Origin of the sequence: Longispora sp. NPDC051575, assembly GCF_040681875.1 — a bacterium.
GTDB lineage: Bacteria > Actinomycetota > Actinomycetes > Mycobacteriales > Micromonosporaceae > Longispora.
In genome coordinates this window covers 138,802-161,360 of sequence record NZ_JBFAZP010000003.1, presented here as the reverse complement: position 1 = coordinate 161,360, position 22,559 = coordinate 138,802, and the positions used below count along the sequence as shown (strand labels likewise).

The window sequence follows — 22,559 nt, the reverse complement described above, 5'->3', positions numbered from 1 at the left end:
CCGTGGACAGAGAAGAGGAACGACTCCGGGGTGTGCGGTGCGCGGCGGAACTGGCGGCCCGCGACATCCGGGCCGTGGCGCTGACCTGGGTGGACAATGCCGGCGTGACCCGGGTCAAGGGCGTCCCCACGGCCCGGCTGGCGCACGCCGCCGCCTGGGGGGTGGGGGCGTCGCCCGTGTTCGACGTGTTCCTGGTCGACGACGCCACCACGACGAGCGCGCACATCGGCGGCCCCGTCGGGGACCTGCGGCTGCACCCCGACCTCGACCAGCTCACCCCGCTCGGCGCGCAGCCCGGCTGGGCCTGGGCCCCGGCCGACAAGTGGACCCAGGAGGGGACCCCCGCGGCGTCCTGCCAGCGCGGCTTCGCCCGGCGGATGGTCGCGCGGGCCGCCGAGCGCGGGCTGACGTTCAGCATGGCCTTCGAGGTGGAGTGGTTCGTCGGCGCGCCCGACGGCACCCCGGCGTGCGCGGGCTCGGCCTACGGGATGAACCGGCTGATCGCGGTCTCCGACTACCTCGCCGACCTGCTCGCAACCCTCGACCTCCAGGGGGTACCGGTGGAGCAGCTGCACCCCGAGTACTCCCCCGGCCAGTTCGAGCTGTCCGTCGGCGCGACGGATCCGGTGGCGGCCGCCGACCTGACGGTGCTCGTCCGGCAGACGGTCCGCGCGGTGTCGGCGCGGCACGGGTTCGGGGCGTCGTTCGCGCCCGTCGTGGTGCCCGACCAGGTCGGCAACGGGGCGCACCTGCACTTCTCCGCGCACGCCGACGGGCGCAACCTGTTCGCCGGGGGCCCGGGGCCGCACGGGACGACCGCGCGCGGGGAGGGGCTCCTGGCGTCGGTCCTGGCCCGGGTGCCGGCGCTGGTCGCGATCGGCGCGCCGGGGGTGGCCAGTCAGCTCCGGCTGGTGCCGCAGCGGTGGGCCGGGGCGTACCAGTGCTGGGGCCGGGAGAACCGGGAGGCGGTGCTGCGGTTCGTGACCGGGCCGGTGGGCGCGCGGGAGGCGGCCGCGAACGCGGAGCTGAAGTGTGTGGACGGGGCGGCGAATCCGTACCTGGTGGTGGGGGCGGTGATCGCGGCGGCGCTCGGGGGCGAGGCGGGGGCCGGTGCGGCGGCGGCCGGGGACGCGGGCTGGGGGACGTTGCCGCCCGAGGTGACCGTCGACCCGGCGACCCTGGCCACGCCACCGCCCCGGCTGCCCGACTCCGTGGCCGCCGCCCTCGACGCGCTCGCCGCCGACGACGTGCTCCCGGCGGCGCTGGGCCCCGAGCTGTACGCGGCGTTCGTCGCCGTGCACCGCGCCGAGGCCGCCCTGTTCGACGGCCGGACCCGCGCGGAGATCACGGAGGCGGTCCGGTGGACGTACTGATCGACCAGCACTGCCATTCCGTGCTCGCCGACGACGACGTGGACCTGGGCCGGTGGGCCACCGAGGCGGCGCACAGCACCCTCGACGGCCAGCTCGGCCTGGCCCTGCGCCGGTGGTGCGCCCCGGTCCTGGACCTGGAACCGCACGCCCCGCTGGCCGTCTACGCCGCCCGGCGCCGGGAACTGGGCGCCGCCGAGGTGAACCGCCGGATGCTCGCCGCCGCCCGGCTCGACACCCTGCTCGTGGACACCGGCCTGGACACCCCGGGGCTGCTGCCGCTCGCGGAGTTCGGCCGGCTGGCCCCGGTCCGCGAGGTGGTCCGGCTGGAGCACGTGGCGGAGCGGGCGACCGGGGACTGGTCCGAGGCCCTGTACGCCGCGACCAGGGACGCGGTGGCGGTGAAGTCCATCGCCGCGTACCGGTGCGGGCTCGATCTCGATCCCCGGCGGCCCACGGCGGGTGACGTGCGGCGGGCCCTCGCCGGGCACGCGGGCCGGCTGACCGATCCGGTGCTGGTCCGGCACCTGCTGTGGCTGGCCGTGGACCTGGGGCTGCCGATCCAGCTGCACACCGGGTTCGGGGACGACGACGTGCCGCTGGCGCGCGCCGATCCGGCCCTGCTCCAGCCGTGGTTGGCGGCGGTCGAGCCCTCGTGCGTGCCGGTGGTCCTGCTGCACTGCTACCCGTTCCACCGGCAGGCCGGCTGGCTGGCCCAGGTGTTCGGCAACGTGTACGCGGACGTGGGCCTCACGGTCGGCCAGCTCGGTACCCGGGCCACGGCGGTGCTGGGCGAGTTCTGCGAGCTGGCCCCGTTCGACCGGCTGCTGTTCTCCACGGACGCCTTCGGGCTCGCGGAGCTCTACGTGGTCGGGGCGGCCCAGTTCCGGCACTCCTGGCGGATCCTGGTGGACGGCTGGCTGGCCGACGGGGCGCTGTCCCCCGCCGACGCGGCCGCGATCGGCACCCGGGTCGGCGCGGACAACGCCCGCTGTCTGTACGGGCTCGGGCAATCCGACCCGCCGCCCGCCGACATGAATGAATAGTCCCAATTTGGCGGAATCCCCAATTTTGAGATGTCAGTAATTCAATACTTTGCCCTGAACCACTGTCGAGATTCAGGAGGCAGAGATGCGAAGAATCCTCATCGCGATCGGCGCGGCGCTCGCCGCGCTGGCCGTCGTACCGGTCGCGGCGCACGCCGAATCCGGTACCGGCCGGCACTGCGCCGTGCAGCTCACCCAGGACGGACCGCGGCACCAGTGCTTCGGCACGTTCCGGCAGGCGATCGCGTTCGGCACCGACGGGGCGATCACCAGCGCGCCCGACGCCACGGCCGCCGCGACCGACCCGGGGTTCCAGGCGGAGGTGGAGCACCCGGCGACCCGAGCGGCGAACGTGCTGATCGGGATCGAGTACGACGCGACGAACTTCGGCGGCAACACCTTCTCGGTGTTCCGCTACGCCGCCTGCACCGGGCCCACGAACGACGTCGACAAGCAGATCGTCGACCTCGACGTGATCGGCTGGAACGACAAGGTGTCCTCGTTCCGGACGTACAACAACTGCATCGCCGACCACTACTACCTGACCAACTTCGGCGGCGTGCACACCGGGTACCTGGGCTCGTCGGCGACCATGCCCGTCATCAACGGCACCAACATGAACGACAACGCCCGCTCCATCAGGTGGAGCTGACCGTCCTTCATGGACCGGCCCGCGACGGGAGCCACCCGCCGCGGGCCGGTCCGACGGCCAATGACGCACAATCCGTCCGATCCCGCCCGGAGCGGGCTTGGCACGATGGCGGCGGAACGGAGTTCAAGGAAGTAGCCGCCCCGCCGGGCGGTGAACACGTCCGTACCGCCGGCACAACCGTGGCCACCCCGGGCCCTCGCCCAGGGGTGGCCACTGTGGCGAACAGCTCCCTGGGATCCGGCCCCGGCCGGGCGGCCGGGACACTACGCTGCGGGGGACGACATCGGCCGGCACGAGGAGTGACCGATGGTGGACAACGACAGGCCCGAGACCCCGGCCGAGGCGCTGCGGCTGCTCCTGGAGGGCAACCGGCGGTTCGTGGACGGGGATCTGCGGCACCCCAACCAGGACGCCGAGCACCGTACCGCCCTGGCCCCGGGCCAGCGCCCCTTCGCCGTCCTGTTCGGCTGCGCCGACTCCCGGCTCGCCGCCGAGATCATCTTCGACCGCGGGCTCGGCGACCTGTTCGTCGTCCGGACCGCCGGGCACGTCGTGGGCCCCGAGGTGCTCGGCAGCATCGAGTACGGGACCGCGATCCTCGACGCCCCGCTCATCGCCGTCCTCGGACACGACTCCTGCGGGGCGATCGCCGCCACCCTCGACGCGCTCCGCGACGGCCAGACCCCCGGCGGCTTCATGCGCGACGTCATCGAGCGGGTGATGCTCAGCGTGCTGACCGTCCGCGAGGAGGCCCTGGCGGACTCCGAGGCGGCGGTCGAGGAGCACGTCCGGTACACGGTGGAGATGCTCACCCAGCGGTCCACGATCATCGCGGACCGACTGGCCCAGGGCAAGGTGGGCGTGGTCGGGCTGTCCTACCGGCTGGCCGAGGGGACCGTGCGGCGGGTGGCCGGGCACGGGGTGTGAGCTCCCCGCTCCGGTCACTGGCCCGGGCGGCTCCCGTCGTCGGTGTCCTCGGTGCCGTCGTCGGTCAGCCACCGCCGGTCGGTGAACTCGTCCGCGTCGTCCATTTCGTCCGGATCCGGATCCAGGACGGGCACCCGGATCCGGCCGCCGTCCAGCACCGCTCCGGGTGTCGAATCCTCGATGTCGAAGTCCATGGCCATGGTGACCTCCCCGCCGCCCCATAGATAGATTGCACCTTTCGCACATTATGTGTCAGCCGTTGACGAGCAAAACCCAGCCCCCTCCTCCGGGTACCGGCGCGCCGGTCACCCCGCGATCGGCACCGGGGTCCGCCGTGACCGGTCCCTTCCGGCGGGTGCACTGCCGCGCTTCGTCGGCCCCGGTGGGGGTCGCGGCCGCGTAGGCTCGGGCGGGTGGAGTGCTTCGATGTGGCGGTGGTCGGGGCGGGACCGGCCGGGTCGGCGGCGGCACTCGCGGCCCGGCGCGGCGGGGCGGACGTCGTCCTGCTGGACCGGTCGGACTTCCCCCGCGACAAGCCCTGCGGCGACGGCATCGCCCCGGAGGTCCTCGACGTGCTGGCCGCGTTGGGGGTGCGGGGCGTCGCGGACGGGTACCCGCCGGTGCCCGCCCTGCGGCTCGTGTCCCCCGGCGGCGAGGTCGTCGCGCGCCCGTTGCACGCCGGCACCCACACGATTCCCCGGGTCGTGTTCGACCACCGCCTGGTGACCGCCGCCCTCGGGGCCGGGGTCCGGTTCCGCCGGCACCGGGTCCGCAGCGTGGAACGGCTCCCCGACCGGATCGTCCTGGACGGCACGCTCGCCGCCCGGGTCGTGATCGGGGCCGACGGCGCCGGTTCGGTCGTGCGGCAGGCGCTCGGGCACGCCGGCAACCCGCCCGGCCACCTGGCCCTGGCCCTGCGGGGGTACGCGCCCGCGCCGCCCGGCCCGCCCGAGCAGCGGATCGTCACCATCCCCGGCCGGTGGCCCGCCTACGCGTGGTCCTTCCCGATCGGGGACGGCCGCGCGAACGTCGGCTACGGGGAACTGCTGCGCGGCGGCCCGCTGAGCCGGGAGTACCTGCTGGAGCGGCTGCGTACCCTGATGCCGGATCTGGATCTCGACGCGGCCACCGGCTGGCGCGGCCACCACCTGCCGCTGTCGACCCGCCGGCCGCCGCCCGGACGGGGCCGGATCCTGCTGGTCGGCGACGCGTTGTCGCTGGTCAATCCGTTCACCGGCGAGGGCATCTTCTACGCGGTGGTGTCCGGCGCGCTGGCCGGGGCCGCCGCCGCCGCGTCCGTGGCGGGCCCACCGGCCGACTGCGCCCCCTCCGGCACCGGGCGGGGATCGGACCGCGCCACCGGTTCCGCGACGGGCACCGGTGGCGCGGGCGCCGCCGACCTCTACCGCCGCGCCCTCGCCCGGCGGCTGCACGGCCACCTGCGGCACACCGCCGTCACGGCCCGGCTCGGCCGCTGGCCCCGGCTCGTGGACGCGGCCGTGCGCGCCGCCCGCGACGACCAGGGGGTCTTCGACACCCTGCTCGCGATCGGGCTGGCCGACGGCCGCCTGAACCTGCACACCCTGCGGCACATCGTCCGCCACCTCTGACGTCCGGAAGGCCCGGTTCGGGGGCCGCCGCCTCCGCGACCTGCGGGCGTGGACCGAAGGCCGCCGTCTCTGCAGCCTGCGGGCAAGGCCCAGTGCCGCCGCTTCCGACGACTCGCGGGCCCGGCTCAGTGGCCGCCGACGGGCCCGGCCGGGCTACTCCGGGACCGGTACCCCGAGCCGGGTGTAGGCCTCGCGCGCCCGTTCCCGGTGCGCCGCCCCCTCCGCCCCCGGCAGGGCCGCCCCGAGCCCCCGGTGCGCCCGGGCCTGCTCGTACGGGTCCCCCATGTCCACCGCCAGCACCCGCCGGTGCTCCGCGACGGCCCCGGCCTCGTCCCCCAGCGCGTGGCACGCCTCGCCGAGCCCGTTGCGGGCCACCACCTCCAGCCGCCGCGCCCCGGTGTCCAGGGCGATCGCGAGGGCGGCCCGGTGGCTCTCCAGTGCCTCCTCGTGCCGCCCCAGCAGGCCGTACGCGAAGCCGAGGCACGTCCACGCGCTGCACTCGTTGTCCCGCGCGCCGACCTCGCGGGCGATGTCGAGGGCCCGCAGGTGGTGTTCGACGGCGAGGGTGGTCCGGCCGAGGCTCGCGTACACGATGCCGAGGCAGTTGGTGCTGCCGCCCTCGCCGCGCCGGTAGCCGTTCTCCCGGGCGAGTTCGAGGCCCCGGGTGTGGTGGTCGAGGGCCTCGTCGTAGTGGCCGAGGCGTTCGAGGACCATGCCCAGGTTGAAGTGCCAGATGCCGACGGACACCTGGTCGCCGAGCGACGCGAACTCGGCGAGGTTGTGCCGCAGGGTCGCGACGGCCTCCCGGTAGCGGCCCACCGAGCTGTACACGTTGGCCAGGTTGCCGGACACCCGGGACTCGGTGATCCGGTCGCCGGTGGACCGGGTGACCTCCAGGACCCGTTCGTAGTGGTCGATCGCGGCCGGGAACCTGCCGAGCTGCGCGCTCAGGTTGCCGAGGTTGCCGTGGGCGTAGGCCTCCTGGGTGCGGTCGCCGGCCGCCCGGGCCATGCCCAGCGCGTCGGTCTGGTGGCCGATGGCCTCGTCGTAGCGGCCGGTGAGTTCGCAGGTGCGGCCGAGCGCGACGGCGGCGCGGATCCGCTGGCCCGGGTCGCCGAGGCGGCGGGCGGCGGTGTGCAGGACCTCGGCGTCGGGGTAGTGGCCGGATACCTCCAGGTGCCGTTCCAGGTGGGCGGCGAGCCGGCAGGCGTGGTCGGACCAGCCGTGCTCGGCGGCGTGCCGGGCGGCGGCGACCAGCACGGCCCGTTCGTCGGTGAACCACCGGACCGCGCCGGCCTGGTCCGTCACCCCGGGCAGGGCGGGCGTCCCGGGGGTCCTGCCCTGCGGGAAGGCCAGCGCGTCGGCCGTACCGGCGGCGTGCGTCAGGTGGTCGAGGAGCCGGGTCACGGCGGCGTGCTGGCGGCTGTGCGGCTCCTCGACGTGCGCGAGCCGCCGGGCGTGCGCGCGGACCAGGTCGTGCATCCGGTACCGGCCGGGGGCGCCCTCCTGCACCAGGTTCTCGGCGTGCAGCCGGCGGAGCAGCGCGCCGCCCTCGTCGGGGTCCACCCCGGCCAGGGCCGCCGCCGCGTCGGGGGTGACGTCGGGTCCGGGGTGCAGGGCGAGCAGCCGGAACAGTTCACGCTGGCCGTCGGGCAGGGTCGCGTAGGAGGCGGCGAGCGCCGGGCGGACCGCCTCGTCCCGGGGCAGGGCGGCGATCCGGATGACGTGGTCGGCGAGGGTCCAGTGCGCCTGCCGGGCCAGGTCGGCGCCGGTGACGGCGAGGTCGAGGGGCAGGTGGCCGCACAGTTCGGCGATCCGGCGGGCCGCGTCGGGTTCGGCGGCGAGCCGGTCGGTCCCGGTGGCCCCGGCGAGCAGGTCGAGCGCCTCGGCGGCGGTGAACACGTCGAGGGGCACGTGGGTGGCGTCGAGGTCGGCGAGGTGTCGGCGGCTGGTGACGAGCACCCGGCAGCCGGGGCCGGTGGGCAGCAGCGGCCGGACCTGGTCGGTGCCGGCCGCGTCGTCGAGGACGAGGAGGGTCTCCCGGTCGGCGAGCAGGCGCTGGTAGAGGGCGGCGCGGTCCTCCGGGGTCAGCCGGCGGACCTGGTCGGCGGGTGCGCCGAGGAGCAGCAGGACCTCGGCGAGCACGGACTCCGGGGCGGCGGGCGGCGCCTCGGGGTCGTAGCCGCGCAGCCCCACGAACAGGGGGCGGGTGTCGGGCGCGGCGCGCAGGACGGCGTGCGCGGCCCGGACGGCGAGGTGGGACTTGCCGACGCCGGGCATGCCCGCGACCAGGCAGTGCCCGTCGGCGAGGGCGGCGAGGACCCGGTCGAGGTCGGCGACGCGGCCGGTGAAGGCGGGCGGGTCGGCGGGCAGGCCGGTCCGGGCGTGTCCGGGGGTCGACGGCGGGGGGCTCAGGGTGTCCCGGCAGGCGTCCCGCCACCGGCCGGCGGCCTGTTCGTCGTCGGTCAGCGCCCGGACGATGTCGACGACGAGTTCCACGTCGATCCGGCGCCGGCCGGGGCGGAAGCAGTCGTACACGGTGACCCGGCCTGGGGAGCGCTCCCCCGGCGGCAGGCCGCGCCCGGCCCGCAGCCGGCCGATCCGGCGGACCAGTTCGGCGTAGGAGGGGTTGCCGGCCCACGCGCGCAGGGCGAGGAGTCCGGCGGCGAGCGCGTCGAGCGTTCCGGCCGGGGGCGGGCCCGGGGGTCCGGTTTCGGTCACCGTGGGTCCGTTCCGGTAGGTCTGGTCATGATCTCGGTCGAGTCTATCCGGCCCGGTTCGACGCCCGGTCCCGGCGGAAAAGGGCACGTCCGGACCGCCCCGCCCGACCCCACTGTCCCTTTAGGATGCTCGGATGGTGATCAGGGTGGTGGGCGGCGGGTTGGCGGGCGCCACGGTCGCGTACGCGCTGGCGGGGGCGGGCCGCGCCGTCGAGGTGCTGGAGGCGGATCCCACCTGGGGCGGCCAGCTGCGCACCGCCCGGGCCGGCGGCGTGTACTACGAGCCGACCGGCGCGCACATCTTCCACACCCGCGACGCCGAGGTGTGGCGGCTCGTGTCGGGCCTGGTCCGGATGCTGCCGTACCGGCACCGGGTCCGCACCCGGGTGTTCGGTACGGAGCTGAGCTGGCCGCCCCAGCTGGGCGAGCTGCGGAAGCTGGCCGAGTGGCCGGCGATCGAGCGCGAGCTGCGCGACCGCCCGCCGACCCCCGCCCCGGACAACTTCGAGACCTGGTGCGTCGACCTGATGGGCGCGACCCTGTACCGGGAGTTCATCGCCGGGTACACCCGCAAGCAGTGGGGCACCGAGCCGGCGCGGCTGGCCGCCGCCTGGGCCCCGAAGCGGATCGAGCTGCGCGACGACGGGTTCACCGACCTGTTCCGGGACCCGTACCAGGGCTGGCCGGCGGGCGGGTACACCGATCTGGTCGACGCGCTGCTGCGGGACGTACCGGTCACGATGGGTCGCCGGGTGTCGGTCGCCGACTGGGACGGGTTGTGCCGCGACGCCGAGGCCGTGGTGCTGACCTGCGCGCTGGACGAGTTCTTCGCCGAGTCCCGGGGCCGGTTGCCGTGGCGCGGGGTGTCCCTGGTCAGCCACTACCTGCCGGGGGTCGAGCACGAGCTGCCGTGCGGGGTGCTGAACACGCCGGGGCCGGAGGTGGCGCACACCCGGGCGATCGAGACGAAGTGGATGAGCGGCCAGTCGGGGCCGGGCACCGTGGTGAGCTACGAGTACCCGGGCGCGCCCGCGCGGCACTACCCGGTGGACGACGTGGCCGGGGACAACCGCCGGCTGCAGGCGGAGTACGAGAAGGATCTCGACGCGCTGCCGGGACCGCCCCGGTTCGCGGCCGGCCGGCTGGCCACGTACACGTACATCGACATGGACCAGGCGATCAGGCAGGGTCTGAACGTGGCCCGGAGAGTCGCCGGAGCGGGACGGTGAGCACGGCGGCGGCGAGGGCGAGGTGCACGGCCAGGAAGACCACGGCCTCGACCACGGACGGCTGGTGCCCGTAGAACACGGTGATGTGCGAGGCCCACTTCAGGTGGGTGGGCCGGCCGGCGGGCCAGTGGTAGGTGGCCCAGAAGGTCAGGTCGTTGAGCCCGGAGATCATCACCAGGACGGCGGCGAGCCCGGCCCGCGCGACACGCAGGGTGCCCGCGCCGCCGAGCCGGTAGGCGAACAGCACCGCCAGGACCGTGAACGAGCCGACGAACAGCTGCGCCTGGTACAGCGGCGGGAAGGCCGACTCGGCGCCCGACGCGGCGGCGTAGTCGTCGATCCGGGTGATGTAGAACGTGTCCACCGCGCCCATGTAGACCACGAACAGGGCGAACACCAGGCCGAGCCCGAGACCCTTGCGCTGCGGGAAACCGGCGACGGCCAGCACCGCCAGTACCAGTGGACTGGTCTTGAACAGCACTTCCCAGACGCTGTCGATGGACCGGTCCGCCGGGAGGACCACCATGATCACGGCGGCCAGGACGGCGGCGCCGAACGCGGGCAGGATCCACCACCAGCCGCGCAGCAGCCGCGTCACTTCTCCACCCAGAACGGCCCCAGGGCGAGGGCGTCCATGTCGGTCTTCAGGAAGCAGCGCACCGCCTCCTCCGGCGAGCACACGATCGGCTCCTCGTTGTCGTTGAAGGACGTGTTCACCAGCATCGGCACCCCGGTGAGCTCGTCGAACCGGGAGATCAGCGCGTGGTACAGCGGGTTGTCGGCCTTCGACACCGTCTGCACCCGGGCCGTCCCGTCGGCGTGCGTGATCGAGGGCACCTTGTCCCGCTGGTGTTCCAGCACGTCGAAGACCAGGAGCATCACCGGCGACGGGTACCCGCTGGCGAAGTAGTCCCCCGCCCGCTCCGCCAGGCACGACGGCGCGAACGGCCGGAACGACTCGCGGTGCTTGACCTTCTCGTTGAGCCGTTCCTTGCTGTCGGCGCGGCGCGGGTCGGCCAGGATCGACCGGTTGCCCAGGGCGCGCGGCCCGCACTCGCCCCGGCCCTGGTACCAGCCGACGATCCGGCCGTCGGCGATCGCCCGCGCGGTGGTGTCGAGCAGGTCGTCGGGGCGGGTGTGCGCGAGCCCGGCGGCCTCCAGCGCGGCGAGCATGACGTCCTCGCCGAAGGAGGCGCCCAGGAAGATGTACTCGCCGCCCTTCTTCCACGGCCGGCCCAGTTTCGTCGTGCTGACCATGACCGCCGCGCCCAGGGCGGACCCGTCGTCGGCGGCGGCCGGCTGGGCGTAGAACTCCTCGAACGGGGTCTCCAGCAGGATCCGGCCGTTCATGACGCTGTTGAGGGCGACGCCGCCGGCCGTACACAGCCGGGTCTCGCCGGTGGCCTTCGCCAGCCAGTTAGCCGCGTGCAGGCCGACGCGCTCCAGGGAGTCCTGGAGGGCGTAGGCGACGTCGGCGTAGTGCTGGTCGATCTCGCCGCGCACCCGGGGCCGGGGCGGGCCGAACAGCTCGAGGAACTTCTTCGACACCTGGTGCTTGGCGGTGGCGTGGTGCCGGAAGTAGGACAGGTCCAGCTCGTACGCGCCGCCGTCGGTGAGCCCGACCAGGGGCGCGAACGCGTCCACGTAGCGCGGGGTGCCGTACGCGGCCAGGCCCATCACCTTGCCCTCGTCGCGGCTGGGGTGGAAGCCGAGGAAGCCGGTGACGGCCGCGTACAGCGCGCCCAGGGAGTGCGGGAACCGGATCCGCTTGAGGTCGACGATCGTGTCGCCCTCGCCGAGCCCGAAGTAGGTGGAGGTGCCGTCGCTGCCGATCCCGTCCCAGGTGATGATGGCCGCCCGGTCGAACGGGGACAGGAAGTACGCGCTGGCCGCGTGCGCGTGGTGGTGGTCGACCAGGTGCACCTTGAACTTCGTGGGCCGGGTCCAGCCGAGCTGCTCGCGGACGATCGCCCCGAACCGGACCGACCGCTTCAGGTGCAGCAGCAGCGCGCCGCCCACGTGGTAGTCGTCGGGGTGCCGCTGGACGCCCTGGTCGCGCAGCGTGTCGACGAGCCCGGTGGCCTTCGGGGTGAAGTCGCCGCCGTCGTTGCGGAACACCGCGAGGGTGTCGGGCAGGTGCCGGACGAAGTGGGTCAGCGCGTGCCCGATCTCGCGGTAGCCCTGCCAGAAGTACGCCACGTGGTCGACGTCGCCCAGGGTGATGCCGGCCTCGTCCAGGCACCAGCGCGCGGCCAGCCGGGGGAAGGCCCCGTCGTGCTTGAGCCGGCTCAGCCGCTCCTCCTCGATGAAGGCGACGATCTCGCCGTCGCGCAGCAGGGCCGCCGCGGAGTCGTGGTGCTGACTGAGGCCGAGTACGTACATGGCTGCGATCATCCACCGGGGGACCCGACGAATCAAGGGCGTCGATCCCTTCCTTTTGCCCACAGTGGACGCTAGTTTCGCCCGATGACGCCGTTCCCCCTCTCCGTCGTGGTGCCCTGCCACAACGAGGAGGACAACGTGGGGCCCTGCTACGCGGAGATCGTCGCCGAACTCGGCGACTGTCGGCCGCTCCAGGTGCTGTTCGTGGACGACGGCAGCACCGACGGCACCCTGGACCGGATCCGCGCGCTGGCGGCCGGCGACCCCCGAGTCGGGTACCTGTCGTTCAGCCGGAACTTCGGCCTGGAGGCGGCGTTCTCGGCCGGGTACCTCTACGCCGCCCAGCCGTGGATCCTGCACCTCGACGCCGACCTGCAGTTCCCGCCGGCCGAAGGGCTGCTCCTGATCGCCAAGGCCGCCGAGGGCTACGACGCGGTGTTCGGGGTCCGGCCCGACCGGCGCGACTCCGGCCTGCGCAAACTCGCCTCCCTCGTGCACGACCGGATCGCCCGCCGCGTGCTCGGCATCCAGCTGCCCCGGGGCGCGACCTGCTTCCGGCTGGTGCGCACGGACCTGGCCCGGCGGATCGTGCGGCTGCGGCTCGGCACCCCGTACTTCCTGGCCACCGTGCCCCGGCTGACCCGGGCCTGGACGACGGTGCCGACCGCGCACCGGCCCCGGGTGCGCGGGGAGTCGAAGGTGTCCGTCCGGGGCCTGGCGAAGCACTCCGTGGAGCTGTTCGTGTCGTACTCCGACCGGCTGCTCACCTTCGCGGCCGTCGGCTGCCTGCTCGGGGCGGCCGTCGCGCTCGCCGGCTTCCCCGCGGTCGGGCTCGCCCTGGGCCTGGCGGCCCTCGCCGTCGTCGCCCGCTACCTCGTGCACCTGTCCCGGGGCGGTCCCCGCCCGCCACTGTTCCTGGTCCGGGAGACCAACCTGACCGTGGCTCCCGCCGACCTCCTGTACCCCGAGGAAACCCCATGAGAACCCTGGTCGTCCTGGGTGGCGCCGACGGAGCCATCACCACCCTGCGCACCGCCCGCCGGCTCGACGTGCGCACGGTCTGCGTGGACGTGCGGTCCGACGCGCCCGCCGTGGCCTGGGCCGACGAGTTCTGCAACGTCAGCACCCGCGACGTCGACAGGCTCGTCGGGGTGCTCGCCGGCCGGCCCGACCTGGCCGGGGTGCTGTCGCCGGCCAGCGACGTCAACCTGCCCACCCAGCTCGCCCTGGCCGAGCGCCTGGGCCTGCCGTGCGGGCTGTCTGCCGAGGCGGTGCGGGCCTCGGTGGACAAGGGCTTCTTCCGCGCCGTCGCCGACGGGCTGGGCCAGCCGGGGCCGCGCTACGTCCAGGGCTCCCCCGCCGAGGTCCGGGCCGCGCTGCCCGGCCTGCGGCTGCCGGTGATCCTCAAGCCGACCGACTCCAGCGGCGGGCGGGGCATCAGCCTGTGCTCCACGGCCGGCCAGTTCGAGGGCGCGTTGGACGGGGCCGCCGCGTACTCGATGTCGGACACGCTGATCGCCGAGGAGTACCTGCCGGGCCGGCACCTGACCGCCGAGGCCGTGGTCGCCGACGGCCGGGTCGCGCTCCTCGGGCTCAGCGACCGCCGGCTCACCGCCCTACCGCACTTCGTCACCGTCGAGCACACCATGCCCGAACGCGGCCACGGGCTCGCCGGCCGGGTCCGGGCCATGCTCGACGACGTGTGCGCGGCGCTGGCCTACCGGTGGGGCTCGCTGAACGTGGACGTGCTGGTCACCGACGACGGCGACGTGGTGCTGATCGAGGTCGGCGCCCGGCTGGGCGGCAACGGGGTCGCGGAACTCCTCGGGCTGGCGCAGGGCGTGGACGTGACGGAGCTCTACATCCGGATGGCGCTCGGCGAGGCCGTGGACCTGACCCCGGGGGCGGCCCGGCACGCCGGGTTCCGGGTGCTGCGCGCCGAACGGGAGGGCAAGCTGACCTCGATCGCCGGGCTGGACGTGGCCCGGGCGCTGCCGGACGTGGTGGACATCGTGGTGGCGGTGACGGAGGGCGAGCACGTGGAGCCGTACACCCGGGCGGGGGCGAAACTGGGCTACGTGCTGGCGGCCAGCTCCGACCGCGACCAGCTGATGGGCACGCTGGACGCCGCGGAGCGGCTGCTGCGGTTCGACATCCGGGACGCGGCGTGAGCAGCGGCGGCGGGGTGTCGCTGTGGGAGCTGGGCTCCCTCGTCGCGGCGCTGCGGGTCCGCCGCCGGTCACCGCAGGACGTCGAGCGCCGGGCCAGGGCACAGATCAGGGCCTTCCTCGGGTACTGCCGGGAGCACGTCCCCTACTACGCCGACTACCCGGACGTGCCCCTGGAGGACCTCCCGGTCCTGGCCAAGCCGGTGGTCGTGGCCGCCGGCGTCGAACGGTTCCACGGCCCGGTGGCCGACTACCTGGTCGACCGGACCAGCGGCACCACCGGCCTGGCCATCGAGGTCCGGCACGACCGCCGCGCGTACGGCTACCACGGGGCGACCATCGTCCGCCGCTTCCTGACCGCCGGCTACCGCCCCTGGTGGCCGATCACCCAGCTCAAGCCGTTCGACCGGCCGACCCGGTGGTTCCAGCGCCTCGGGGTGTTCCCGCGCACCGTGATCCGGTCGACCCTGCCCGACGCGGACGTGGCCCGCGCGGTGCTGGCCTCGCGCCCCCGGGTCCTGATGGCGTACCCGCTGGTCCTGCGCACCCTGCTGCGCACCCTCACCCCGGACGAACTCGACCGGCTCCGGTGTCGGCTGCGGGTCGTGCTGACCGACTCGGAACTGCTCACCCCCGAGGCCCGGACCCAGCTGGCCGACGCGTTCGGGGTGCCGGTGTTCGACGAGTACTCCGCGTACGAGGTGCTGACCGTCTCCTCCGACTGCGCGCTCGGCCACGCGCACGTCGACCTCGACCGGGTGTGGGTGGAGGTCCTCGGCCCCGACGGCGGTCCGGTGCCGGCCGGCGAGGAGGGCGACGTCGTCGTCACCCACTACCGGGAGCGCGCGATGCCCCTGGTCCGGTACCGGGTCGGCGACCGGGGCGCGCTGGTGCCCGGCCGGTGCGGGTGCGGCAGCCCGTTGCCCCGGATGCGGCTGGCCACCGGGCGCACCGACGAGCACGTCGTCCTGATCTCGGGGCGCCGGCTCGGGGCGGCGCTGTTCCTGCGGGCCGGCGCGTACACCCCCGGGCTGGCCGAGTGCATGGTGCGCCAGGACGCCACCGGACTGATCACCGTGCACCTGGTGCTGGAGCGGGGCGCGGAGTTCGAGCCGGTCGCGCGCGGGTACGACGCCCAGGTCGCCGGCAGCCTCGACGGCACCCGGATGCGGCTCGTCGAGGCCGACCGCGTCGAACTGACCGCCGCCGGGAAGGGCCGGTTCCTCACCTCGGACTACCGGCCCAGGGCCGACGCGTGAGCCAGCACCGTCCACTGCGGCCGGAGCCGGAAGCCCAGGGTCCGCTTCGTCTGTTCGCTGCCCTTGCCCATCACCACCCCGGCCCGGCCCTCGGCCACGCACCACCGGACGCACGCGGTCAGCATGTGGAACCACAGGTGCTTGCGGCCGCCGTCCTCCGGGGCCAGCGCGCCCCAGGACCCCAGCACCGGCCACTCGGCATGGTCGAGCAGGTACGCACAGGCCAGCAGGCGGCCGTCGCGGTCGCGGTAGGTCAGCCAGTGCGTGGTCGGGTCGGCCAGCAGGGCCGCCGCCAGCGCGGGCCCGGTGGACGGGGCCGGCAGCAGGCCGGTCCGCTGCCGGCGGGCGGTCGCCGCGACCAGCCCGACGACCTCGGCCGGCTCCGGCAGCGCGTCCCGGCCGAACCCGCAGACCAGGCCCGGGTCCGCGTCGATCCGGCGCAACTGCGTGGTCAGGGAGTTCCGCCGCCCCTTGCCGAGGCCGGCCAGGTAGCCGTCGAACGAGTCGAAGTGGTTGTCGAACACGGCGACGGACAGGCCCCGCCGGACCACGGCCGGGCCGCGCAGCACCGCCGGCAGGTGGGCTTCCTGGAGCTGGCGGAGCAGCACCGCGCCGCCGAGCGCGCCGCCGACCGCCCGGAGCGCCTCCGACCAGACGCCGGGGTCCGCCGCGACGCCGGGCAGGACGCTGGACGCCGGACACAGCACCTCCGTGGCGCCGGGCACCCCGCGCCAGGCGGCCAGGCCCGCGACCGAGCCGTCCTCGGCGCGCAGCAGCGCCCGGACGCCGCGCCGGCCGGCCCGGGCCCGCAGCACCGGCCACGCCCAGGCCGCGTGCAGTCCGGCGGCCGACACCGCCGCCGCCCAGCCCGGCGGCTCCACCCCGTGTCCCTTGTGGAGTTCCACGCGCATCGCCAGACGGTACCGTGGCGCGGCTGAGGACCGTCGTCACCCTGATCGCCGGGCGCGGCGCGTACCGGATCGCCCAGCAGGTGTCCGAGGTGTCCCTGCTGGCCCTGTGGGGCGCGCACGGGTTCGCCCCGTACGCCGCCGCGACCGGGATCTCCGCGTGGCTGTTCGCGCTGACGTCCAGCGGGGTGGAGAAGGCGGCGCTGACCCTGATCCCCCGGGGCGACGGGCCGGGCCTGGAGCGGTTCTTTCACCGGCTGGCCCTGGTGCCGCTCACGGTGTGCCTGCTCGGCTGGCTGGGGGCCACGGCCGTGCAGCCGGGCGGGTCGGCGGCCCGGTACGCCGCCGCCGCGACCCTGGCCACCGGGATCGGCTGCTGCGCCGTGCAGGTGGCGCTGTTCCGGCTCCGGGGGCTCCCGCACGCCGACGCGGTCGCGTACTCGGCCATCGCGGCGAGCTACGGCTGCGGGGTGCTGCTGGTGGCCGCGACCGGCGCGCGCGCCCCGGCGGTGCTGGCGTTCCTCGCGGGCGCGGTCACCCTGGTCAACGTCGTGCTGGCGCTCCGGCTCCGGCCGCCCGGCCCCCGGCTCGCGACCGGCGCGTGGCCGGCGGCCCGGGCGGCGGCGGTACTCACGGTCGGCGAGGCGCTGGCCATCGCCTCGGTGTCGGTCCTGTACGCCGAACTCGCCGCCCTCTCGACCCCCGAGCAGGTCAGCCTCTTCTACCTGCTGGTCCTCGGCCCGGTGGCCTGCGGCGTGCTGTGGGGCTACCTGCTGCGGATCTGGCAGCCGCGCACCGTGGCCTGGCTGCGCTCCCACGGGCCGGAGGCGGGGGTGCTCCTGGCCCGCCGGGTGCTGCGCTGGCTGCTGCCGCCCGCCGCCCTGGCCACCGGGGTGCTGGTGGTCCGGCCGCACCCGGTGGCCATCGGGGTGGAGATCGCGCTGTCGGCCGGCTGCGTGTTCTGCGTGTACCTGATGGAGAACCTCGACGCCCGGTGGCGGCGCGGCTCGGCCGGCACGGCGGTGGCCCAGTGCGCGACGGTGGCCGTGGCGGGCTGGCTGCTGGTCCCCGGGGCCGGCGCGGTGGGCGGCATCGTGGCCGTGGCGGCCGGGTACGTGGTCCAGGGCGGGGTGTTGTGGCTGCTGCTGCGCCGGGGCGGGCCGGCCCCGACCGGAACGGTCTGAGGACGCGACTCCAGGGCCGCCCGAATGTGCGGGATCGGCCAGGACGAAACATGGCCGACTTCAATTCTTGACGAAGTTAATTTATTGGCGCTACGGTGCTGACACATCATGCGGTAGGTCCACAGGTCGGCGCCGGGACGCGCGGCACCGACGCGCACCGCCATGTCCACGCACGGCGGTCAGGTCACCAAGAAGGGGCCCTAGCTGTGAACGCACTAGTCAGAACAAGGATCGGTCGGGGGTTGTCAAGCGTCCTGATTGGCCTCGGCATGACCGCGGGGACTCTGCCCGTGGCACAGGCGGCGGCCAGCCCGGTCACGGCCGCACCCGCACCCGCACCCGCCGTGTCCGCGGTGGCACAGAAGCCGTACCTGGGCTGGAGCAGTTGGAGTCTGCAGTCCACCAGCTACCCCGGGGTCAACACGCGCGGCAACTACAGCTGGCTCACCGAGGCCAACGTCATGGCCCAGGCCAACGCCATGGTCTCCACCGGCCTCAGGGACGTCGGCTACCAGTACGTCAACATGGACTCGGGCTGGTTCGCCGACTGGAACTGGAACTTCAAGGTCGACGCCTACGGCCGCCCGACCCAGGACACCGTCCGGTTCCCCACCCCCATGGGCACGGTGATCTCCCGGATCCACGCCCTCGGCCTCAAGGCCGGCCTGTACTACCCCGCCGGCATGATGGTCGGGGGCTACGACGCGAACGCCCCGGTGTTCGGGAGCACCACCGGCTGTACCACCAGGAAGGCCGTGCTCAAGGACGCCAACGGGAACCCGGTGCCGATCCGCAACCAGTGGAACGGCTGGTACGTGCTGGACTTCTCCCCGTCGAACCCGTGCGGCCAGGAGTACATCTCCTCGGTCGCTCAGATGTTCTCCGACTGGGGCGTCGACCACCTCAAGATCGACGGTGTGACGCCCGGCTCCACCAACGACAGTCCCGCACCGCTCGCCCACAGCAGCTACTACGAGGTGGCCGCCTGGCGCACCGCGTTCGCCGCGCTCCACTGGCAGGGCGAGATCCAGCTGTCGTACTCGCTGCCGATCTCCTACGCCGAACACTGGAAGGCCAACGCCGAGAGCGTCCGGATCGACAACGACGTCGAGTGCTACTGCGGCACCCTGGTCGGCGGCTGGAGCGGGTCGCTCACCCAGCGCTGGCGCACCGTGGTGCCCTGGCTGCAGCACGCCAGGCCCGGCTTCTGGCCCAACCTCGACTCCCTCGACGTGGGCAACGGCGCCATGGACGGCCTGACCGACATCGAGCGCCAGTCCTACATGACGCTGTGGTCCATCGTGTCCGCACCGCTCTACATCGGCGACGACCTGACCAGACTGGACAGCTACGGGCTGTCCCTGCTGAAGAACACCGAGGTCATCGCCCAGAACCAGTCGGGCCTTCCCGCCCGCCCGGTCAACCAGGACACCGGCCGTCAGGTCTGGACCGTCAGGAACGCCGACGGCACCTACACCGTCGCGCTGTTCAACCTCGACGGCTCAGCCGCCGACGTGACCGCCGACTGGTCCGACCTCGGCCTGCCGGCCACGCAGCGGGCGGCGGTGCGCGACATGTGGAGCCGTACCGACCTGGCGCCCGCCACGGGTCGCTTCACCGCGAACCTGCCCGCCCACGGATCCCGCCTGATCAGAATCAACCCCGGCCCGCCGCCGGTGGGCCCGGAGGCTCCCGGGAACGTCCGGGGCTACGCCCCGTCCCCCACCAGCGTCACGCTCAGCTGGACCGAACCGAAGGACAACACCGTTCCGCCGTCGTCCGTCACCAGCTACGACGTCTACCGGGGCACCGTCAGGGCCGCCACCGTCGCCGGCACCACCGCCACCATCACCGGCCTGAGCGCCGCGACCGCCTACACCTTCACCGTCGTGGCCCACGACGCCGCCGGACACACCGGCCCACCCAGCAACCCGGTGTCGGTGACCACCCTCAACGCCGACGGGTCGGCGACGTACAAGGCCGACGACCCGGGCAACACCCTCGCCGGCGGGGCGAAGGTGCAGGCCTGCACAGGATGCACCGACGGCAACGTCGTCGGCTACCTCGGCGGCGGCGGCACCCTGACCTTCAACAACGTCGGCGCCGTGGCCCCGGGCGCGCACCAGATCAGGGTCGTCTACGTCAACGGGGAGGCCGCTCGCACCGCCGACGTCAGCGTCAACGGCGGCACCCCGGCAACCGCCACCTTCCCCGGAACCGGCGACTGGAACACACCGAGGACCCTCACCCTCACCGCGAACCTGGCCGCGGGCGCCAACACCGTCCGTTTCGCCAACCCCGGCGGCTGGGCGCCCGACATCGACTCCATCACGGTGCTGCCCTCCGGCCCCGTCCCCGGCGACTTCGCGCTGACGCTGGCCACCGCGTCCGGCTCCACACCGGGCGCGGGCACCCTCTCCACCACGGTCGTGACCCAGACCACCGCCGGCAGCCCGCAGAACATCGCGCTGACCGCCTCCGGCGCGCCCCCGGGCGTCACCCTCGCCCTGAACCCCACCACCGTCACCAGCGGCGGCAACGCGACCCTGACGATCACGGTCACCGCAGCGGCGGCGGCCGGTACCTATCCCGTCACCGTCACCGGTGCCGGGGCGTCCGGCAGCCACGCGGCCACCTACAGCCTCACGGTCGCCCCGTCCGGAGGCACCACCACCTACCAGGCGAGCGAAGCCGGAATCCTGGCCGGCGGCGCCGTCGTCCAGACCTGCCCGGCGTGCTCCAACGGTAGGAAGGTCGGATACATCGGCTACGACGGCACCCTCACGATCCCCGTCGACAGCGTGCCGATCTCCGGGAACTACACCCTGCGGATCGCCTACGTCAACGGTGGATCCGGCAGGTCGGCCACCATCACGGTCAACGGGACGGCGACCAGCCGCTCCTTCGGCGGCACGAACGACGACAACTGGAACGTCGTCCAGACCCTCACCGTCACGGTCGCGCTGGCGGCCGGCGGCAACACCATCCGGTTCGGCAACCCGAACGGCTGGGCGCCCGACATCGCGACGATCACCGTCTGACGTCCGCCCCCAGACCCGCTCGGCGGCGGGCGGTCACAACGGCCGCCCGCAGCTGGGTGAGGGGGTCCGGCGGAGCACCCGCGTCCGGTGCTCCGCCGGCACCCCGGCCCGCCTAGACCGATCCCAGGAACGACCGCAGCGACTCCCGGTCCGACGGCAGCCCGTACGACCGGACCAGCATGGACACGTTGCCGAACGTCTGCTCCCCGATCTTCCACGGCCCCTCGTGCTCGGCGAGCACCCGGGCCAGCCGGACCTGCCGCTCGTCGAGCCCGGTGGCCGGCACCCCCTCGGCGAGCGGACCGGTCGGGAACGCCAACCGCAGCGCCTCGCCGAGCACCGGCAGGGTCTCCGTACCCGTCACGGTGGGCATCCGGGTGAGCAGCGCGTCGTAGGTGGCCTCGACGTGGGCGGGGCCGAGCTGGGCGAGCGCCAGGGCCGCGTACCCGGAGAGGTCGCCCTCCAGGAACGGGATCTCCCACCGGACCCCCGCCCCGGTGCGGGTCCAGCCGAGCAGCTCGTCGGCGACCGCCTGGTCCGCGTCGGCGCCCCGCACCCGGGCGGCGGCGACGGCGGCGGCCCAGCCGATGACCGGCCGGTTGTCGACGGGACGCTCGAAGGTGCCGCCGAGCAGCCCGATCGCGACCAGGGCGGTGGCCGCCACGCCCTCGTACTCCTCCGGGGAGACGAGTTCCACCAGGGGCGGCAGGCTGTCCTCGGCGTCGTCGGGGAACCAGGCCAGCAGGTAGGCGGCCATGGTGCGGACCCCGAGGTCGGGCGAGCCGAGCAGGTCGCGGTAGAGCCCGACGCCCGCGCGCACCGCCCCGTAGGCCGCCGACGCCGCCGGGTCCGACCACAGCTCGGCCTCCGTCAGGCCGGCGGGCAGCCAGTTCTCGTCGTAGCCGACCGTGAGGGCCGCCAGCAGGCCCAGCAGGGTGGACTGGTCGGCGGGGGCCTGCGCGGCGAGCACCTCCAGGAGGAACGGCACCGCGTGCGCCGTCGCCTCGAAGCGGGCGCCCTGGTGGAAGATCGTGCCGTACAGCCCGCCGAGGGCCTCGTCGCGGGTCCTCTCGTCGGGGGCCAGCAGGGCGCGGATCAGGTCGGGCACGTCCCCGGCGGATCCGGGCGCGCGGCCGAGCCGTGTCCAGTTGATGTCGTCCAGTCCGGTCAGCACCCGGATATCCTGTCATCCGGGTCCGACATCAGTGCGCCGGGCGCAGGTCCGCCCAGGCCCGGCCGAGCGCCGCCAGCCGCCAGCCGTCCAACAGTCCGTCGAGGAGCCCCGCCGGCCCGGCGAGCCACACCAGTTGGGTACCGGGCGCGACCACCCGTTCCTGGGTCACGCTCCCCTCGCTGCAGCACCGGCACAGCACCCGGGTGTTCGCGGCCGGCTCGGCGCACAGGCCGCGCGCGTCGAACAGGTCCACCAGGTCCTCCAGGTCCCCGGGGGCCGGCACGGTCACCGTCACCGTCCACGAGGACAGCTCGGACGTGCGCCACAGCAGGATCTCGTCGAACACCGGGAACGTCTGGTCGCCGACCACGCGTTCGCCGTTCGGCGCGCCGTCGTGCAGCACGATCTCGCCGAACCGGCGCTCCGAGGCGGTGGGGATGCTGACGACCCGGGCCCGGGTGGGGCAGATCCGGCGCGCCCAGACGACCTCGGAGCCGTCGGCCTCGTCGAGCCGGACGCACGTCATGCCGAAGTCGTCGACGATCTCGCCGTCGCCGGGCGCGAGGTCGATGCCGAAGCCCTGCCAGGCATCGCGGGCGGTGGCCCACTCGCCGAGGACGGTGGCGGCGATGCCGAGGTTCCAGTACGCGGGCTCCTGGACTCCACGCTGGACCCGGGCGGCGGCCCGCACGCCCATCGAGTAGGCGCGCGCCCAGTCCCGGCGGAACTTGTGCGCGAGGGCCGCGTCGAACAGCCACGCGGGACAGCCGGCGTGGTCGGGATAGTCGGCGGCGAGGACCTCCAACAGTTCGGCGGCGGTCTTCCAGTCCTGGGTCTCCCAGGCCGCGTACGCCTGCTCCAACCGCTCCCGCCCCACCGAGCCCACCCA

18 protein-coding genes are annotated in these 22,559 nt (G+C 74.4%); 11 read left to right on the top strand and 7 right to left on the bottom strand.

Annotated features, from left to right (window positions below):
- Window positions 1–2 precede the first annotated feature (2 nt).
- The 4 genes from AB0M43_RS08205 to AB0M43_RS08190 all read left to right on the top strand — a co-directional run bounded on the left by AB0M43_RS08205 (window position 3) and on the right by AB0M43_RS08190 (window position 3,995).
- On the top strand, window positions 3–1,373 hold the full coding sequence (locus AB0M43_RS08205) for a glutamine synthetase family protein (RefSeq protein WP_363722323.1): 1,371 nt from the start codon (window positions 3–5) through the stop codon (window positions 1,371–1,373).
- Complete coding sequence (locus AB0M43_RS08200; protein ID WP_363722321.1) at window positions 1,361–2,416, top strand: amidohydrolase family protein; 1,056 nt, start codon at window positions 1,361–1,363, stop codon at window positions 2,414–2,416. Before AB0M43_RS08205 ends, AB0M43_RS08200 begins: the two co-directional genes overlap by 13 nt.
- A gap of 85 nt (window positions 2,417–2,501) precedes the next feature.
- Window positions 2,502–3,068: a hypothetical protein gene (locus AB0M43_RS08195; RefSeq protein WP_363722319.1), complete on the top strand. Its 567-nt coding sequence runs from the start codon at window positions 2,502–2,504 to the stop codon at window positions 3,066–3,068.
- Between the two features lie 306 nt (window positions 3,069–3,374).
- Complete coding sequence (locus tag AB0M43_RS08190; protein WP_363722317.1) at window positions 3,375–3,995, top strand: carbonic anhydrase; 621 nt, start codon at window positions 3,375–3,377, stop codon at window positions 3,993–3,995.
- 14 nt (window positions 3,996–4,009) lie between these two features.
- Here AB0M43_RS08190 and AB0M43_RS08185 read toward each other — a convergent pair whose 3' ends face one another.
- The gene (locus tag AB0M43_RS08185; protein WP_363722316.1) at window positions 4,010–4,195 is read right to left on the bottom strand and encodes a hypothetical protein; all 186 of its coding nucleotides are present in this window, start codon (window positions 4,193–4,195) and stop codon (window positions 4,010–4,012) included.
- A gap of 213 nt (window positions 4,196–4,408) precedes the next feature.
- On the opposite strand from AB0M43_RS08185, the gene AB0M43_RS08180 reads away from it, so the two are divergent.
- Window positions 4,409–5,605: a geranylgeranyl reductase family protein gene (locus AB0M43_RS08180; RefSeq protein ID WP_363722314.1), complete on the top strand. Its 1,197-nt coding sequence runs from the start codon at window positions 4,409–4,411 to the stop codon at window positions 5,603–5,605.
- Between the two features lie 153 nt (window positions 5,606–5,758).
- On the opposite strand, the gene AB0M43_RS08175 is transcribed toward AB0M43_RS08180, so the two are convergent.
- Window positions 5,759–8,326 (bottom strand): tetratricopeptide repeat protein, encoded by a 2,568-nt coding sequence (locus AB0M43_RS08175; protein WP_363722312.1) that lies wholly within the window; start codon window positions 8,324–8,326, stop codon window positions 5,759–5,761.
- 133 nt (window positions 8,327–8,459) lie between these two features.
- Between AB0M43_RS08175 and AB0M43_RS08170 the strand changes: the two genes are divergently transcribed.
- The gene (locus AB0M43_RS08170) at window positions 8,460–9,554 is read left to right on the top strand and encodes an FAD-dependent oxidoreductase (protein WP_363722310.1); all 1,095 of its coding nucleotides are present in this window, start codon (window positions 8,460–8,462) and stop codon (window positions 9,552–9,554) included.
- On the opposite strand, the gene AB0M43_RS08165 is transcribed toward AB0M43_RS08170, so the two are convergent.
- Both AB0M43_RS08165 and AB0M43_RS08160 read right to left on the bottom strand, forming a co-directional pair.
- Window positions 9,505–10,152 (bottom strand): hypothetical protein, encoded by a 648-nt coding sequence (locus AB0M43_RS08165; RefSeq protein WP_363722308.1) that lies wholly within the window; start codon window positions 10,150–10,152, stop codon window positions 9,505–9,507. The two genes, AB0M43_RS08170 and AB0M43_RS08165, sit on opposite strands and share 50 nt — an antisense overlap.
- Window positions 10,149–11,936, bottom strand: coding sequence for a carbamoyltransferase C-terminal domain-containing protein (locus tag AB0M43_RS08160; protein WP_363722306.1), 1,788 nt, complete (start codon window positions 11,934–11,936; stop codon window positions 10,149–10,151). The genes AB0M43_RS08165 and AB0M43_RS08160 overlap by 4 nt, the downstream gene beginning before the upstream one ends.
- A gap of 84 nt (window positions 11,937–12,020) precedes the next feature.
- On the opposite strand from AB0M43_RS08160, the gene AB0M43_RS08155 reads away from it, so the two are divergent.
- Genes AB0M43_RS08155 through AB0M43_RS08145 form a run of 3 tightly spaced genes read left to right on the top strand, consistent with a single transcriptional unit; the run spans window position 12,021 to window position 15,363 of the window.
- Entirely contained in the window at window positions 12,021–12,917 is an 897-nt protein-coding gene (locus AB0M43_RS08155) for a glycosyltransferase family 2 protein (protein ID WP_363722304.1), read from the top strand.
- Window positions 12,914–14,107 carry an ATP-grasp domain-containing protein gene (locus AB0M43_RS08150; RefSeq protein ID WP_363722302.1) on the top strand — a complete coding sequence of 398 codons (1,194 nt, stop codon included), beginning with the start codon at window positions 12,914–12,916 and terminating at the stop codon, window positions 14,105–14,107. The genes AB0M43_RS08155 and AB0M43_RS08150 overlap by 4 nt, the downstream gene beginning before the upstream one ends.
- Window positions 14,104–15,363, top strand: a complete 1,260-nt coding sequence (locus tag AB0M43_RS08145; RefSeq protein WP_363722300.1) for a hypothetical protein — start codon at window positions 14,104–14,106, stop codon at window positions 15,361–15,363. Before AB0M43_RS08150 ends, AB0M43_RS08145 begins: the two co-directional genes overlap by 4 nt.
- On the opposite strand, the gene AB0M43_RS08140 is transcribed toward AB0M43_RS08145, so the two are convergent.
- On the bottom strand, window positions 15,339–16,274 hold the full coding sequence (locus tag AB0M43_RS08140; RefSeq protein WP_363722298.1) for a GNAT family N-acetyltransferase: 936 nt from the start codon (window positions 16,272–16,274) through the stop codon (window positions 15,339–15,341). The genes AB0M43_RS08145 and AB0M43_RS08140 overlap by 25 nt on opposite strands.
- A gap of 14 nt (window positions 16,275–16,288) precedes the next feature.
- Between AB0M43_RS08140 and AB0M43_RS08135 the strand changes: the two genes are divergently transcribed.
- Both AB0M43_RS08135 and AB0M43_RS08130 read left to right on the top strand, forming a co-directional pair.
- Window positions 16,289–17,455: a hypothetical protein gene (locus tag AB0M43_RS08135; protein WP_363722297.1), complete on the top strand. Its 1,167-nt coding sequence runs from the start codon at window positions 16,289–16,291 to the stop codon at window positions 17,453–17,455.
- 269 nt (window positions 17,456–17,724) lie between these two features.
- Complete coding sequence (locus tag AB0M43_RS08130; protein ID WP_363722295.1) at window positions 17,725–20,496, top strand: CBM35 domain-containing protein; 2,772 nt, start codon at window positions 17,725–17,727, stop codon at window positions 20,494–20,496.
- Window positions 20,497–20,608: 112 nt separating this feature from the next.
- Here AB0M43_RS08130 and AB0M43_RS08125 read toward each other — a convergent pair whose 3' ends face one another.
- Both AB0M43_RS08125 and AB0M43_RS08120 read right to left on the bottom strand, forming a co-directional pair.
- A complete protein-coding gene (locus AB0M43_RS08125) occupies window positions 20,609–21,670 on the bottom strand; it encodes a hypothetical protein (protein WP_363722293.1) in 1,062 nt (353 codons plus the stop codon).
- A 28-nt stretch (window positions 21,671–21,698) separates the two neighbouring features.
- Window positions 21,699–22,547: a hypothetical protein gene (locus tag AB0M43_RS08120; protein WP_363722291.1), complete on the bottom strand. Its 849-nt coding sequence runs from the start codon at window positions 22,545–22,547 to the stop codon at window positions 21,699–21,701.
- Window positions 22,548–22,559: the final 12 nt, after the last annotated feature.